The 14,498-nt window shown below is 73.5% G+C and carries 11 protein-coding genes; 2 read left to right on the plus strand and 9 right to left on the minus strand.

Annotated features, from left to right (window positions below; translation table 11 throughout):
- Positions 1-6: 6 nt before the first annotated feature.
- From ACFV5H_RS09580 to hrcA, 7 genes are all read right to left on the minus strand, one after another.
- The gene (locus ACFV5H_RS09580; RefSeq protein ID WP_385049090.1) at positions 7-360 is read right to left on the minus strand and encodes a histidine triad nucleotide-binding protein; all 354 of its coding nucleotides are present in this window, start codon (positions 358-360) and stop codon (positions 7-9) included.
- Positions 361-579: 219 nt separating this feature from the next.
- On the minus strand, positions 580-3,786 hold the full coding sequence (locus ACFV5H_RS09585) for a S41 family peptidase (RefSeq protein ID WP_385049093.1): 3,207 nt from the start codon (positions 3,784-3,786) through the stop codon (positions 580-582).
- 45 nt (positions 3,787-3,831) lie between these two features.
- Positions 3,832-4,356, minus strand: coding sequence for a hypothetical protein (locus ACFV5H_RS09590; RefSeq protein ID WP_385049095.1), 525 nt, complete (start codon positions 4,354-4,356; stop codon positions 3,832-3,834).
- A 222-nt stretch (positions 4,357-4,578) separates the two neighbouring features.
- Positions 4,579-5,319, minus strand: coding sequence for a 16S rRNA (uracil(1498)-N(3))-methyltransferase (locus tag ACFV5H_RS09595; RefSeq protein ID WP_385049098.1), 741 nt, complete (start codon positions 5,317-5,319; stop codon positions 4,579-4,581).
- Positions 5,316-6,389, minus strand: coding sequence for a nitronate monooxygenase (locus ACFV5H_RS09600; protein ID WP_385193805.1), 1,074 nt, complete (start codon positions 6,387-6,389; stop codon positions 5,316-5,318). Before ACFV5H_RS09600 ends, ACFV5H_RS09595 begins: the two co-directional genes overlap by 4 nt.
- A gap of 215 nt (positions 6,390-6,604) precedes the next feature.
- On the minus strand, positions 6,605-7,741 hold the full coding sequence (dnaJ, locus tag ACFV5H_RS09605) for a molecular chaperone DnaJ (protein ID WP_073931943.1): 1,137 nt from the start codon (positions 7,739-7,741) through the stop codon (positions 6,605-6,607).
- On the minus strand, positions 7,741-8,757 hold the full coding sequence (gene hrcA, locus ACFV5H_RS09610) for a heat-inducible transcriptional repressor HrcA (RefSeq protein WP_385193809.1): 1,017 nt from the start codon (positions 8,755-8,757) through the stop codon (positions 7,741-7,743). The genes dnaJ and hrcA overlap by 1 nt, the downstream gene beginning before the upstream one ends.
- A 170-nt stretch (positions 8,758-8,927) precedes the next feature.
- Between hrcA and ACFV5H_RS09615 the strand changes: the two genes are divergently transcribed.
- A complete protein-coding gene (locus ACFV5H_RS09615; protein WP_385049107.1) occupies positions 8,928-9,662 on the plus strand; it encodes an MBL fold metallo-hydrolase in 735 nt (244 codons plus the stop codon).
- Positions 9,663-9,696: 34 nt separating this feature from the next.
- Positions 9,697-10,497: a DUF3097 domain-containing protein gene (locus tag ACFV5H_RS09620; RefSeq protein WP_385193811.1), complete on the plus strand. Its 801-nt coding sequence runs from the start codon at positions 9,697-9,699 to the stop codon at positions 10,495-10,497.
- 171 nt (positions 10,498-10,668) lie between these two features.
- On the opposite strand, the gene hemW is transcribed toward ACFV5H_RS09620, so the two are convergent.
- Together hemW and ACFV5H_RS09630 are read right to left on the minus strand one after the other, a co-directional pair.
- On the minus strand, positions 10,669-11,901 hold the full coding sequence (gene hemW, locus ACFV5H_RS09625) for a radical SAM family heme chaperone HemW (RefSeq protein WP_385059482.1): 1,233 nt from the start codon (positions 11,899-11,901) through the stop codon (positions 10,669-10,671).
- A gap of 27 nt (positions 11,902-11,928) precedes the next feature.
- Positions 11,929-14,205, minus strand: a complete 2,277-nt coding sequence (locus ACFV5H_RS09630) for a SpoIIE family protein phosphatase (protein ID WP_385193813.1) — start codon at positions 14,203-14,205, stop codon at positions 11,929-11,931.
- Between the last annotated feature and the right edge of the window lie 293 nt (positions 14,206-14,498).

Here is a 14,498-nt window from a genome sequence, read left to right on the forward strand (position 1 = left end):
GGCGGCCTATCCGGGGGGCCACTCGAGACCGCGACCGCCCAGGACGTGGGCGTGCGCGTGCCAGACGGTCTGGCCGGCGCCGCTGCCGGTGTTGAAGACGATCCGGTAGCTCTCCAGCTTCTCCTCGTCGGCGACGGCCTGCGTCTCCCGCAGCACGTCCGCGGCGAGCTCGGGCGCGGCGGCGGCGAGGGCGGCGGCGTCCCGGTGATGCGCCTTCGGAATCACCAGCACATGGGTGGGCGCCTGGGGATTTATGTCACGGAACGCGACCGTGGTCTCGGTCTCCCGCACGATCGTCGCCGGAATACTCCCCGCAACGATCTTGCAGAACAGACAGTCGTCCTGAGGCTCCCCAGCCATGAACCCTCCTCAAGCCAGCTGATCAAGTACGAAGCATCGTACCCGCGCCCATTCCCGCGGGCAGTCGTGCCACAGGGGCGGCGCCCACCCCTCAGCTGCGGGCAGTCGTGCCGCAGGGGCGGCGCCCACCCCTCAGCTACGGGCAGTCGTGCCGCAGGGGCGGCACGGGTGGGCGCAGCGGTACCCGGCAAGCTCCGGGCCGCGCGACCCACCCCCGGCTCACGACAACGTCGGCGGCACCTTCGCCGGCGTCGACTCCAGCGCCTCCAGCGCCAGCCTCACCGCCTCGTCCAACTGCACGTCCCGCCCCGCCGCATGGTCCTGCGGCCGCTGCACGACCTCCACGTCCGGATCGACCCCGTGGTTCTCCACGTCCCACCCGTACCCCTCCAGCCAGAAGGCGTACTTGGGCTGGGTCACCAGCGTCCCGTCGACCAGCCGGTACCGGCTGTCGATGCCGATCACCCCGCCCCACGTCCGGGTACCGACCACCGGCCCGATCCCCAACGCACGGATCGCCGCGTTGACGATGTCCCCGTCGGACCCGGAGAACTCGTTGGCGACAGCCACCACCGGCCCCCGGGGCGCATCCCGCGGATAGCTCTCCGCCCGCATCCCGCGGGGCAGATCCCACCCCACGACCCGCCGGGCCAGCTTCTCCACCACGAGCTGCGACGTGTGCCCGCCCCGGTTCTCCCGCACATCCACGACGAGCCCCTCCCGCAGCACCTCCACCCGCAGGTCGCGATGGATCTGCGCCCACCCGGGCGCCTGCATGTCGGGAACATGGATGTACCCCAGCCGCCCGCCGGACTTCTCCAGCACGTACGCCCGCCGGTCCGCGACCCACGCGTGGTACCGCAGCGGCTCCTCGTCGGCGAGCGGCACCACCACCGCGTGCCGCGGCTCGCCACCCCCCGCGGGCGACACCGTCAGCTCCACCGGCTTCCCCGCCGTCCCGACCAGCAGCGGCGCCGGCCCGGTCACCGGATCGACCGGCTGCCCGGCGACGGCGACGATCGCGTCCCCCACCCGTACGGCGACCCCCGGCGCGGCAAGCGGCGACCGGGCGTCCGGGTCGGACGTCTCCGCGGGCAGGATCCGGTCCACCCGCCAACCGCCGTCCTCGTGACGGGAGATGTCCGCCCCGAGCAGCCCCTGCCGCGCCCCGTCGCCGTAGCCGCCGCGCGGGATGACGTAGGCGTGCGAGGTGCCGAGCTCGCCGTGCACCTCCCACAGCAGGTCCACCAGGTCGTCGTGGGTGGCGAGCCGGTCGAGCACGGGCCGGTAGCGGTCCAGGACCCCGTCCCAGTCCACACCGTTCATGTCGGGACGCCAGAAGTTGTCCCGCATGATGCGGCCGTTCTCGTCGAACATCTGCCGCCACTCGACGGCCGGGTCGACGAACTGACGTACGCGGTCCAGGTCGACGGTGATGTTGGTGTCGCTGTCGTCGTCGCCGGAGGCGCGCCGGTCGCTGGGTACGACCTTCAGCCGCCCGTCGGTCCACAGCAGCACCCGCTTGCCGTCGCCGCTGACCTCGAAGTGGTCGGCGTCCACGGCCAGGTGCTCGATGCGCTGCTGGGCGAGGTCGTAGCGCTCCAGGTCGGTCTTGGGGTCCGGGTCGTCGGGCGTGGCGCGGGACGCGCCGAGCACGCCGCGCACCGGGTGCCGCAGCCACAGCACCCCGTCCTTGGCGGCGCGCAGGTTGGTGTAGCGGGCGGCCTCGACCGGGAACGGCACGATGCGGTCGGCGAGACCGTCGAGGTCGATCCGGGTGGTGGGGGTGCCCTCGCTGTCGGGTGTCTCGTCCCGGTCCGGTGTCTCGAAGGGCCGACCGTGCCGCTGCGGGCCGAACGGTGACGGGGTGGTCGCCGCGAGGGTGATCAGGTACGGGCGTACGCCCTCGACGAAGGCCAGGTCGAAGACGTGCTCGTCGTAGACCGGGTCGAAGGAGCGGGTCGACAGGAACGCGAGGTGCTTGCCGTCGAGGGTGAAGGCGGGCGCGTAGTCCTGGAAGCGCAGCGGGGTCGCCTCGGTGACCGACAGGTCGGTGGTGTTGGCGAGTCTGAGCTGGCTGAGCGGGCGCGGGCCGGGGTGGGACCAGGCGAGCCAGGAGGAGTCGGGCGAGAAGACCAGCCCGGAGACGTCGCCGTCCTCGCTGCGGTCGACCTCGCGGACCTCGCCGGTCTCCCGATCGACGAGGAGGACCCGGCCGTCGTGGGAGGCGACGGCGGCGCGGCTGCCGTCGGGGGCCATGGCGAGTCCGACGACGCGGCCCAGTCGCCCGGCGGCGATCCGGCGTGGGGTGGCGCCCGGGGCGAGTCCGGTGGCGGGGGCGAACTCCAGGGCGTCGTCGCCCTCGGCGTCGGTCACCCACACCACCCACTCCTCGCCGTCCGCGCGGAAGGTGCGGGGCCGCCGGGCCCGTACGCCCGGGGTCGCGGCGAGCGCGCGGGCGGGGCCGGCGCGGTGGGTGACCCAGTGGACGGTGCCGCGCACGCAGACGGCGCTGCCGCGCGCGGTGTGGTCGGGGGCCGCGGCGCCGAACCAGCGGGCGGCGTTCACCGGGAACGGCTGGAGGTCGACGCGCTGTCCGCCGAGCCGGATGTCGAGGCGGCGCGGCCCGTCCCCGTCCAGGTCGTCCAGCAGCCACAGTTCACCGGCGCTGGAGTAGACGACGCGGGTGCCGTCGCCGGCGGCGTGCCGGGCGTAGAAACCGTCGAGCTCGGTGTGCCGGCGCAGGTCGGAGCCGTCGGCGAGGGAGGAGTACAGGGCGCCGGTGCCCTCGTGGTCGGAGAGGAACGCGATCCTGTCCCCCACCCACAGCGGGCACTCGATGTTCCCGTCGAGGTCCTCGTGCAGCCGTACGAACTCGCCGTCGCCCCCGCGGTCGATCCACAGCTTGCCCGCCGTACCGCCCCGGTAGCGCTTCCACCAGGCGGCCTCGCGGCTCATCGGCGCGGACAGCAGCACGGTGTGCGGTCCTTGGGCGACGTCGCCGACGGGGCCGTAGGGCAGGGTGGTGGCGGGGCCGCCGTCCAGGGGGACGGCGCGGGCCCAGGTGCGGCGGAAACTGGCCTGGCCCTGGGAGCTGGTCACCAGGACCCTGCCGTCCGCCGTCCAGCCGCGCGTCCGGGTGGTGGTGCTGCCCCAGTGGGTGAGGCGTCTGGTGGGGCCGCCGTCGACGGGTGCGATGTGCACCTCGGGGGCGCCGTCGCGGGTGGAGGTCCAGGCGACGGTGGTGCCGTCGGGCGAGATACGGGGCTGGGTCACGGGCACGTTGTCGGCGCTGACCCGCCAGGCACGGCCGCCGTCGAGCGGGGCGAGCCACACGTCGTCCTCGGCGGTGAAGGCGACCAACTCGCCGTGCAGATGCGGGAACCGGAGATAAGCGGCGGATGCGACCGATGCGGGCTGTGTCACCCGGTCACCCTATGCACGGGGGAGCTGCCTGGACAGGGGTTTGGATCACTTGCCCTCGACGGGGCGACAGGAGGGGTACTGCTCGCACCACACGGTCGTCGTGACGGTCACGGTGACGGTGGGGTTCGGGCCGCGGTGCGTGGGTTCGCCCACGCGCGGGGGGCTGGTGGAGTCGCAGTCGCCCAGGCCGTCGACCCGGAACACCTGCTTCCCGCCGACCTTCGCGGTGATGTTCCCGCGTACGCAGGCGCCGTTGACGGCATGGGTGATCCTGCCGGTGACGGTGATCTCCTTGCCGTCCTGGGTCTCGCCCTTGCAGTCGACGGAGGCGACGGTGTTCCGGCTCGCCGTGTTCTTGTCCCCGAAGGAGCCGGTGCAGCTGAGCCAGCGCACGTCGGTCTTCCGCTGGTTGAGTTCCTTGGTCACGGTCTCGTCGGTCGTGAACGCGACGGCCGCGGAGCTGAGTCCGCCGCCCTCGCACGCGGTGACGCCGGCTACGGCGGCCACGGCGAAGCCGACGGCGAGCGCCTGTCGTCGCCACCGACGTGGAACCCTTCTCATCGCCCCCATGAACGGCAGCCTGCCACCGTCACCGGCGGGGCGGTAGGGCGCATATGGCCACTTGGCTCTTTCGCCTCCGCCGCCCCTCCCCGTCCCATCCCGGGGGCGCTGCCCCCGGACTCCCGCTCCTCAAGGCCAAGTCCAGCCCCTCCGGCGTTTGAGGAGCGGGGTCTGGGGCGGAGCCCCAGGTTCGGGACGGGAAGGGGCGGCGGGGGCGAAGAAACCCTCAGGTCAGGACCAGCGCCCGGTACGGCCGAGCAGCAGCGCCGCCGCGGCCGTTCCCGCCGTGGACGTGCGCAGCACACTGGGCCCCAGCCGCACGGCACGCGCGCCGGCCTCCTCGAAGAGCGCCAACTCCTCCGGGGAGACACCGCCCTCGGGTCCGACGACCAGCACGATGTCCCCGGAAGGGGGAAGTTCGGCGGTCGCCAGGAACTCCGTACCGCTCTCGTGCAGCACGGCCGCGAAGTCCGCTTCGGCGAGAAGTGACGCAACCTGCCTGCTCGTCACCGCGTCCGCGACCCGCGGGAAGCGCACCCGGCGGGACTGCTTGCCGGCCTCCCGGGCCGTCGCCCGCCACTTGGCGAGGGACTTCGCCCCCCGCTCGCCCTTCCACTGCGTGATGCAACGGGACGCCGCCCACGGCACGATCGCGTCGACGCCGACCTCGGTCATCGTCTCCACGGCCACCTCGCCCCGGTCGCCCTTGGGCAGCGCCTGGACGACGGTGATCCGGGGTTCCTCCGGGGGTTCCTCGGTCACCGAGTCCAGCTGGACGATCAGGCGGTCCTTGCCCTCGGTGCCGAGCACCACGCAGTCCGCCCAGCGGCCCGCGCCGTCGGTGAGGACGACGTCCTCACCGGCCCGCAGCCGCTTCACGGAGACGGCGTGCCGTCCCTCGGGGCCGTCGAGCACGTAACGGCCCCCGCCGCCCGCGTCGAAGTGGTCGACGACGAACACCGGCGCGGTCATCGGGCACCTCCCGCCGACAACGCCGTCCGGGCGGCGGCCAGTTCGGCGGCCAGCACCTCCACCAACTGCCCGGCGGGCAGTTCGCGGGCCATCCGGTGGCCCTGCCCCGCCCACAGCGCCAGGCCCTGCGCGTCACCGGCCTTGGCGGCGGCCTTGCGCAGGGGCGCGGTGAGGTGGTGGACGTCCGGGTAGGCGGCGGGCGCGTACGGGCCGTGCTCGCGCAGGAAACGGTTGACCAGGGCGCGGGCCGGGCGGCCGGAGAAGGCGCGGGTCAGCTCGGTGCGGGCGTACAGGGGATCGGTGAGGGCCTGCTTGTGCAGGACGTGCGCGCCGGACTCGTGGGCGGCGACGAAGGCCGTGCCGAGCTGGGCCGCCGCGGCACCGGCCGCGAGGACGGCGGCGATCTGGCCGCCGCGCATGATGCCGCCGGCGGCGACGACCGGGATGCCGAGCGACTCCCGGACCTGGGCGACGAGGGAGAGCAGTCCGACGCCGGAGCCGTCCGTCTCCGGGACGTCGCGATGGGTGCCCTGGTGGCCGCCGGCCTCCACACCCTGCGCGATCACCGCGTCCGCACCGGCCCGTTCCACGGCCCGTGCCTCCTCCGCGGTCGTGGCGGTGACCAGCGTGAACGTACCGACGCGGCGCAGGGAGTCCAGGACCTCGCGGGCCGGCACACCGAAGTGGAACGACACCACCGGCACGGGGTTGTCCAGCAGTACGGCGAGCTTCGCGTCGTAGCCGTCGTCCCGGCCGCTGTCGGGGTCGCCGAGCTGGGTCTCGTACCAGGAGGCCTCACCGGCCAGCTGGTGGGCGTAGACGCCGACGGCGGCCGGGTCGGCCGTCTCCGGCTGCGGCAGGAAGAGGTTGACGCCGAAGGGCCGGGAGGTCAGTCCCCGTAGCTGCTTGATCTCCTGGTACATCCCGTCCGCGGTCTTGTACCCGGCGGCCAGGAAACCGAGCCCGCCCGCCTCGGACACGGCCGCGGCGAGCTGCGGCACGGCGACACCGCCCGCCATGGGTGCCTGCACGATCGGGTGCGGGCAGATATCGGTCAGTACGGAGGACATGACGGCATGTTGTCACGTCCCCCGACCAACACCGAATCTGCCCTTCCCCTTGGCATAAGCCACTTTTCGACAGGACGGCGGAACGGGCCTCAACGCCCGTTGAAAGCGTCCTTCAACCGCGAGAACAGCCCTTGCCGCCCCGGCTGACCGTGCCCGCCCGGGGGACGACCCCCGGACCCCCGGCAGCAGACCACCACCCGCCCGGCACCAACCGGTCAGCGCCCGTTGAAAGCGTCCTTCAACCGCGAGAACAGCCCTTGCTGCCCCGGCTGGAACTGCCCCGTGGGCCGTTCCTCCCCCCGGAGCTTGGCCAGTTCGCGGAGCAGGCGTTCCTGTTCCGGGTCGAGCTTGGTCGGGGTCTGGACCTCGACGTGGACGATGAGGTCGCCCCGGCCGCCGCCGCGCAGGTGGGTGACGCCCCGGCCGTGGAGCGGGATCGACTGGCCGGACTGGGTGCCGGGCCGGATGTCGACCTCCTCCATGCCGTCCAGCGTCTCCAGCGGCACCTTGGTGCCGAGGGCCGCCGCGGTCATCGGGATGGTGACCGTGCAGTGCAGGTCGTCGCCGCGCCGCTGGAAGGTGGTGTGCGGGAGCTCGTGGATCTCCACGTACAGGTCACCGGCGGGACCGCCGCCGGGCCCGACCTCGCCCTCGCCGGCCAGCTGGATCCGGGTGCCGTTGTCGACACCGGCCGGGATCTTCACCGTGAGGGTGCGCCGGGAACGGATCCGGCCGTCGCCCGCGCACTCCGGGCACGGGGTGGGGACGACCGTGCCGAAGCCCTGGCACTGCGGGCAGGGGCGGGACGTCATGACCTGGCCCAGGAAGGACCGCGTGACCTGCGAGACCTCACCGCGACCGCGGCACATGTCACAGGTCTGGGCCGTGGTGCCCGGAGCCGCGCCCTCGCCGCTGCACGTCGTGCAGACGACGGCCGTGTCGACCTGGATGTCCTTGGTCGTGCCGAACGCGGCCTCGTCGAGCTCGACATCGATGCGGATCATCGCGTCCTGGCCCCGGCGGGTGCGCGAGCGCGGCCCGCGCTGCGACGCCGTACCGAAGAACGCGTCCATGATGTCGGAGAAGTTGCCGAAGCCACCGGCCCCGAAGCCGCCCGCGCCACCGCCGCCGGCCTGCGAGAGGGGGTCGCCGCCGAGGTCGTAGACCTGCTTCTTCTGCGGGTCCGACAACACCTCGTAGGCGGCGTTGATCTCCTTGAACCGCTCCTGCGTCTTGGGATCAGGATTGACGTCCGGATGCAGCTCGCGGGCGAGCCGCCGGAAGGCCTTCTTGATCTCCTCCTGCGACGCGTCGCGGCGCACGCCGAGTACGGCGTAGTAGTCCGTGGCCACTACGACTCCGCCAGGATCTGTCCGACGTACCGTGCCACTGCGCGTACCGCTCCCATCGTTCCCGGGTAGTCCATGCGGGTCGGTCCGACCACGCCGAGCTTGGCTACAGCCTCGCCGCCCGAACCGTAGCCCACCGACACGACGGACGTGGAGTTGAGTCCCTCATGGGCGTTCTCATGACCGATACGGACGGTCACGCCCGGATCCTTCGCCTCACCGAGCAGCTTGAGGAGCACGACCTGCTCCTCCAGCGCCTCCAGGACGGGCCGGATCACGAGAGGGAAGTCATGTCCGAAGCGGGTGAGATTGGCGGTGCCGCCGATCATCAGCCGCTCCTCGTTCTCCTCGACGAGCGTCTCCAGGAGGGTGGAGAGCACCGTCGAGACCGTACTGCGGTCGTCCGCCTCGAAGGCCTCGGGGAGGTCCTCGACCAGGCTCGGCACATCGCTGAACCGGCGGCCGGCGACCCGGCTGTTGAGCCGCGCCCGCAGATCCGCGAGCGACGACTCGCCGAACGGCGCCGGGCAGTCGACCATGCGCTGCTCGACCCGCCCGGTGTCCGTGATCAGCACCAGCATCAGCCGCGCGGGGGCGAGCGCCAGCAGTTCCACGTGCCGCACCGTGGAGCGGGTCAGCGACGGGTACTGCACGACGGCGACCTGCCGGGTGAGCTGCGCGAGCAGCCGTACGGTCCTGGCCACCACGTCGTCGAGGTCGACGGCGCCCTCGAGGAAGTTCTGGATGGCCCGCCGCTCGGGCGGGCTCATGGGCTTGACGCCGGCCAGCTTGTCGACGAACAGCCGGTAGCCCTTGTCGGTGGGGATGCGCCCGGCGCTGGTGTGCGGCTGGGCGATGAAGCCCTCGTCCTCCAGGGCCGCCATGTCGTTGCGCACGGTGGCCGGGGAGACGCCGAGGTTGTGCCGCTCGGTGAGGGCCTTGGAGCCGACGGGCTCCTCGGTGCCCACGTAGTCCTGGACGATGGCGCGCAGCACCTGGAGCCTGCGTTCACTGAGCATCGCGCACACCTCCAGAAGCCTTCCGCGCGGTACCTTCCCTGTTCGCCTGGCACTCTTCGCACGCGAGTGCCAGACTTCCCCGCCCAGTGTACGGCCGGGGGGTACGCACCGGGCAAGGCCGGTCCCCGCACCGTCGCGCCGGACGGCGTCGTCCCCGATAGCGTCCCGTCATGACCGTGACTTGGGAAGAGTCGGGATGGGAGCAAGTGGCCACCGGGGTGGGGCGGTGCCGGCTGCCGGGGTGGGACTGCACGGCGGGGCTCGTCGTGGGCGCGGAGGGCGTACTGCTCGTCGACGCGGGTTCCGGGCTGGGCGAGGGCGCGCGGTTGCGGGCCGAGGCGCAGGCGCTCACCGGTCGCCGTGTGACGCATCTCGCGCTCACCCACCCCCACTTCGACCACATTCTCGGGGCTGCGGTGTTCGCGGGCGCGGAGGTGTTCGGCGCGGTGGGCATGGACACGGTGCTGACGGGGCGCGGGCGTGAGGAGCTGCGCGCGGACGCGGTGCGGTGGGGGCTGGACGCGCGGGTGGCGGAGGAGGCCGTGGACGCGCTGGTCCCGCCGCGGCACGCGGTGTCCGGCGAGTGGACGCTCGACCTCGGCCCGGACGGCGGCCGGCAGGTGCTGCTGGCGAACGTGGGCCCCGGGCACACCGCCCACGACCTCGCGGTCCTCGTCCCCGGCGATCCGGAGGTGGTCTTCTGCGGCGACCTGGTCGAGGAGTCGGGCGAACCGCAGGCCGGCCCCGACGCCGTGCCGTCGCACTGGCCGGCCGCGCTGGACCGGCTCCTCGAACTGGGCGGCGAGGACGCGTTGTACGTCCCCGGTCACGGAGCGGTGGTGGACGCGGCGTTCGTACGGGCCCAGCGCGACGCCCTGGCGGCCCGTTTCGGCGTGTCGGACTGATCGCGGCGGGCGCGCTCCTCGTATCGTCATCAGAATGCGCCAGTACTCCGCCGATCTGACCCCTCCGTGGAAGAAACCGCAGCCGGTTCCCGAGGTCGCGGCCGAGCCCGGCCTGGTGGTGGAGGAGCCCGGCACCGGCTTCTGCGGCGCGGTGATCCGCTGCGAGGCGGGCACGGTGACGCTGGAGGACCGCTTCGGCAAGCACCGGGTGTTCCCGCTTGAGCCGCGGGGTTTCCTGCTGGAGGGCCGCGTGGTGACGCTGGTGCGCCCGGCCGCCGGTCCGGTACGGCCCACCCGTACGGCGTCCGGTTCCGTCGCCGTCCCCGGCGCACGGGCGCGGGTGGCCCGCGCGGGGCGTATCTACGTCGAGGGGCGGCACGACGCGGAGCTGGTGGAGAAGGTGTGGGGCGACGACCTGCGCATCGAGGGGGTGGTCGTGGAGTACCTGGAGGGTGTCGACGACCTGCCCTCGATCGTCGAGGGGTTCTCCCCCGGTCCGGACGCGCGGCTGGGCATCCTGGTGGACCACCTGGTCCCGGGCTCGAAGGAGTGGCGGATCGCCGAGGCGGTGACGAGTGAGCACGCGCTGGTGGTGGGTCACCCGTACATCGACGTCTGGGAGGCGGTGAAGCCGGCGTCGGTGGGCATCGAGGCGTGGCCGCGGGTGCCGCGCGGGCAGGACTGGAAGACGGGGGTGTGCGCGGCGCTGGGCTGGCGGGTGGCGAACACCGGGGAGGCGTGGCAGCGGATCCTCGGCTCGGTGCGGTCGTACAAGGACCTCGAGCCGCAGCTCCTGGGTCGCGTGGAGGAACTGATCGACTTCGTCACGGCATGAGTTTCCTCGCCCCCGCCGCCCCTTCCCGTCCCGGAACCGGGGCTCCGTCCCGGACCCCGCTCCTCAAACGCCGGAAAGGCTGAAATTCAGCCCCTCCCGCGTTTGAGGAGCGGGGTCCGGGGGCAGCGCCCCCGGGATGGGACGGGTAAGGGCGGCGGGGGCGAGGAAAGGTCAGTCGACCAGATCCCGCACCACCGCGTCGGCGAGCAGCCGCCCCCGCAGGGTGAGGGCCGCACGGCCCTCCTCGTACGGGCCACTCCGGAGCAGCCCGTCCGTCAGGGCCCGGCGAGCCGCCGCAAGCCCCTCCTCACGGAGGAGCGAGAGCGGAACCCCCTCCTCGAGCCGAAGCTCCAGCAGGATCCGCTCGACCCGCCGGTCCTCGTCCGACAGCAGCTCACGGCCCGCCCCCGGCGACCGCCCCTCCGCCAGCGCCGCCGCGTACGCGCCCGGGTGCTTGACGTTCCACCAGCGCACCCCGCCCACGTGCGAGTGGGCGCCGGGGCCCGCGCCCCACCAGTCGGCACCGCGCCAGTACAGCTCGTTGTGCAGACAGCGGCCGGCCTCCGACGTGGCCCAGTTCGACACCTCGTACCAGTCGAAGCCCGCCCCCGACAGCATCTCCTCGGCGATCAGGTAGCGGTCCGCGTGGACGTCGTCGTCCGTCATCGGGACCTCGCCCCGCCGGATGCGGCGGGCGAGCTGCGTGCCCTCCTCCACGATCAGCGCGTACGCCGAGACGTGGTCGGGACCGGCGCCGATCGCCGCGTCCAGGGACGCCCGCCAGTCGTCGTCGGACTCCCCCGGCGTGCCGTAGATCAGGTCGAGGTTGACGTGCTCGAAGCCCGCCGCGCGGGCCTCGGCGACGCATGCCTCCGGCCGCCCGGGGGTGTGGGTGCGGTCGAGGACCTTCAGGACGTGCCGCCGGGCGCTCTGCATGCCGAAGGAGATCCGGTTGAAGCCTCCCGCGCGGAGGGCCGCCAGGTAGGCCGGGTCGACCGACTCCGGGTTCGCCTCCGTGGTCACCTCGGCGTCCGCCGCCAGCCCGAACTCCTCCCGGACAGCGCCCAGCATCCGTACGAGGTCGTCGGCGGCCAGCAGGGTGGGCGTACCTCCGCCGACGAACACCGTGCGGACCTCGCGCGGGTCGTCCCCCAGCGTCTTGCGGGCCAGGCGGACCTCGTCGACCAGGGTCTCGGCGTAGTTGTCGCGGGAGGCCAGCACGCCGCCGCTGCCGCGCAGCTCGGTCGCGGTGTAGGTGTTGAAGTCGCAGTAGCCGCAGCGGGTCGCGCAGTACGGGACGTGCAGGTAGAAGCCGAGGGGTCGGTCGGCGGCCCCGGCGAGCGCGGACGCGGGCAGCGCGCCGTCGGCGGGGACGGGCTCGCCGTCGGGGAGTGCGGAAGGCATGTGCTCCATTGTCCCGCACCGGCCGTGTCACTCCGCTTGGAGCACCAGCAGGGCAAGATCGTCGGCGGGCGGCCGGGCCCCGAACTCGTGCACGAGCTGTGTGATCCGTTCCGCTATCAACTCGGCGTCCATCCCCGCGCACCCCGACAGGGCCGTGGCGAGCCCGTCGCCGTCGTCGAACTGGCGGGAACCGGAGCGCCGCTCGGTGACTCCGTCGGTGACGCAGAGCAGGGTGTCGCCGGAGTACATCTCGAAGGTCTCACTGGTGTAGGTGGCGTCCTCGACGACCCCGAGCAGGGTCTGCGGCTGGGCGACGGACCGGACCGAGCCGTCGGGGGCGAGCAGCAGGGGCAGGGGGTGTCCGGCGGAGGCGAGGGTGCAGCGGACGCCGCCGTCGAAGGGGACGAGTTCGCCGTAGAGGAGGGAGAGGAAACGGGTCTGGGGGCCGTCGCCGGGGGCGGTCGGACGGGCACCGGCGGCCACCAGCGCGCGGGCGGCGGCGTCGGCGGCCTCGGTGGCGTCGTCGAGGAGGAGCTGGTTGAGGCGGTCGAGGACGTCGGCGACGCGGTAGCCCTCGCGGGCGAGCAGGCGCAGCCAGGGCCGGGCGAGTCCGATGACGACGGCGGCTTCCGGGCCCTTGCCCTGGACGTCGCCGACGGCGAAGCACCAGCGGCCCTGACCGGCCGGGAAGAGGTCGTAGAAGTCGCCGCTGGGTCCGCCCTTGTCGCAGGGTTCGTAGACGAGGGCGCTGCGCACGCCGGGGATCTCGGCGACGGCGCCGGGCAGCAGTCCACGCTGGAGGACGGCGCTGATGGTGGCCTGGCGGGAGTACTGCCGGGCGGCCCCGATGGCGAGGGCGACTCGCCGGCCGAGATCCTCGGCCAGCCCGGTGATCTCGTCGGGGAAGCGGTCGATCCCGCCCCGCCCGATCACCAGCGTGCCGAGCGGGCGCCCGCCGGCGACGAGCCGGTAGGCGAGGGCGGCGCCGTGGGCACCGTCGCCGGGAACGCCGAGCGCGCCGTCCGGCCCGTCGACCGGCTCACCCGGCCCGCCAGGCCTCGTACGCCGCCCGTCGAGCACGTCGACCGGCCCGGAGACCGCATCCGCAGCCCTGCCGGTCCTCCGCCCCGGCCCGTCCGGTCCGCCACCGGGCGACCCGCCCGGCACGTCGACCGGCTCACCCGGCCCGCCAGGCCTCGTACGCCGGCCGTCGAGCACGTCGACCGGCCCGGAGACCGCGCCGTCCGGTCCGTCGAGCGCGCCGCCCGGCCACGGATAGGGCGCGGGTCCCGGGTGCAACGGATCGCCGGGGTGGGGCGGGTTCTGTTCCAGGGCCCGGCTCAGGGCCTCGATGCGGTTCTCGCCGGCGTGCCAGACGCGGGCGAGGCGGGAGCCGTCGCTCCGGCTCCCCTCGCTCCAGCCGCCGCCGTGGCCGGTGGTCTCGTCCTCCAGCCACACCGCGCACCAGTCGGCCAGCCGCGGCACGATCAGCTGGCCGGTGAGCGAGGTGACCAGGTCCTCGTCGAGCTGTCCGGCGAGCAGGTCGGAGGCCTCGGCGAGGAAGGACAGGGCGCCGCGCCCCAGCCAGGTCCCGTCCCGCCCGTGCCGGCGGGCGAGCCAGTCGTCGCCGTACGAGCCGCCGCGCCAGGTGTCACGGGCGGGACCGGGCGGGCGTCGGGAGGCCGGCGGATCGAGTGCGTCCAGTGGGTTGGGGGCGCTCTGTTCCGTCCGGGGCGGCTCCGGCGCGAGGATCTCCGCCACCCGCAGGTCGCGCGCCAGCGTGCGCTCCCCGGCGTACGCCTCGATCTGGTCGCCCGCCGTGCACCCCCCTGCGGCCAGGCGCGCCCACACCGTCTTCGTGCCCGGACGGTAGGTGATCCCCCAGGCCTCGGAGAGCGCGGCGACGAGGCGCAGTCCGCGCCCGTACTCGGGAGTGTCGTACGGCGACCCCTCCGGTTCGTTGCCGCGCGGCGCGCGGGAGGGGTGCTGGTCGGCGACCTCGACGACGAGCGCGCCGGTCCCCTCCTCCAGCCTGCACGCCACCCGCACCTCGGTACCGGCGTGCACGACGGCGTTGGTGACGAGTTCGCTGGCGATCAGCGTGGCGTCGTCGCCGACGCGTCCGGTGAGGTGTTCGGCGCCGGGCAGGGCGAGTTCCGCCCACTCGGTGAGCGCCTTGCGCAGCAGGGCGCGTGCGGCACCCGGTGCGAGGGGGCTCCCGGGCAGGGTCGCGTCCACCCACGCGCACTCCCGCGCGCCGGAGGCGCACGAGGCGGTCTCCCGTTGGGTCGGAATGGCCCCCATGGGCAGCTCCCCGGGCAGTTCGTACGAAGAGAACTCGATCGCTGCCGACAGGGTGACAGACCGGACCCGCCTATAAGCGCCGAGTCACCGAAGTGGACCGTCAAGGGTGAGAACAGCGTCAGGTGTGCGGTCAGGAACGAACAGGAAGACGTTCCGTTCCGGTCACCCTGAAAACGCGAAAAGAGGGGCGGGGGGGGGGGGGGCCCGGCGCCCCCCCCCCCCCCCCCCCCCCCCCACCCCCCAACGACGGCCCCCCCGGGGCCCCCGCCAAGAAAAACAAAAAGTGTGGGTGT

Source organism: Streptomyces sp. NPDC059787 (assembly GCF_042732315.1).
Taxonomy (GTDB): Bacteria; Actinomycetota; Actinomycetes; order Streptomycetales; family Streptomycetaceae; genus Streptomyces; species Streptomyces atrovirens.

What these genes read in the sequence shown, in the direction of transcription:
- ACFV5H_RS09580 (WP_385049090.1), bottom strand. Translation starts at nt 360, where the DNA reads ATGGCTGGGGAGCCTCAGGACGACTGTCTGTTCTGCAAGATCGTTGCG.
- ACFV5H_RS09590 (WP_385049095.1), bottom strand. Translation starts at nt 4,356, where the DNA reads ATGGGGGCGATGAGAAGGGTTCCACGTCGGTGGCGACGACAGGCGCTC.
- ACFV5H_RS09595 (WP_385049098.1), bottom strand. Translation starts at nt 5,319, where the DNA reads ATGACCGCGCCGGTGTTCGTCGTCGACCACTTCGACGCGGGCGGCGGG.
- ACFV5H_RS09600 (WP_385193805.1), bottom strand. Translation starts at nt 6,389, where the DNA reads ATGTCCTCCGTACTGACCGATATCTGCCCGCACCCGATCGTGCAGGCA.
- hrcA (WP_385193809.1), bottom strand. Translation starts at nt 8,757, where the DNA reads ATGCTCAGTGAACGCAGGCTCCAGGTGCTGCGCGCCATCGTCCAGGAC.
- ACFV5H_RS09615 (WP_385049107.1), top strand. Translation starts at nt 8,928, where the DNA reads ATGACCGTGACTTGGGAAGAGTCGGGATGGGAGCAAGTGGCCACCGGG.
- ACFV5H_RS09620 (WP_385193811.1), top strand. Translation starts at nt 9,697, where the DNA reads ATGCGCCAGTACTCCGCCGATCTGACCCCTCCGTGGAAGAAACCGCAG.
- hemW (WP_385059482.1), bottom strand. Translation starts at nt 11,901, where the DNA reads ATGCCTTCCGCACTCCCCGACGGCGAGCCCGTCCCCGCCGACGGCGCG.
- ACFV5H_RS09630 (WP_385193813.1), bottom strand. Translation starts at nt 14,205, where the DNA reads ATGGGGGCCATTCCGACCCAACGGGAGACCGCCTCGTGCGCCTCCGGC.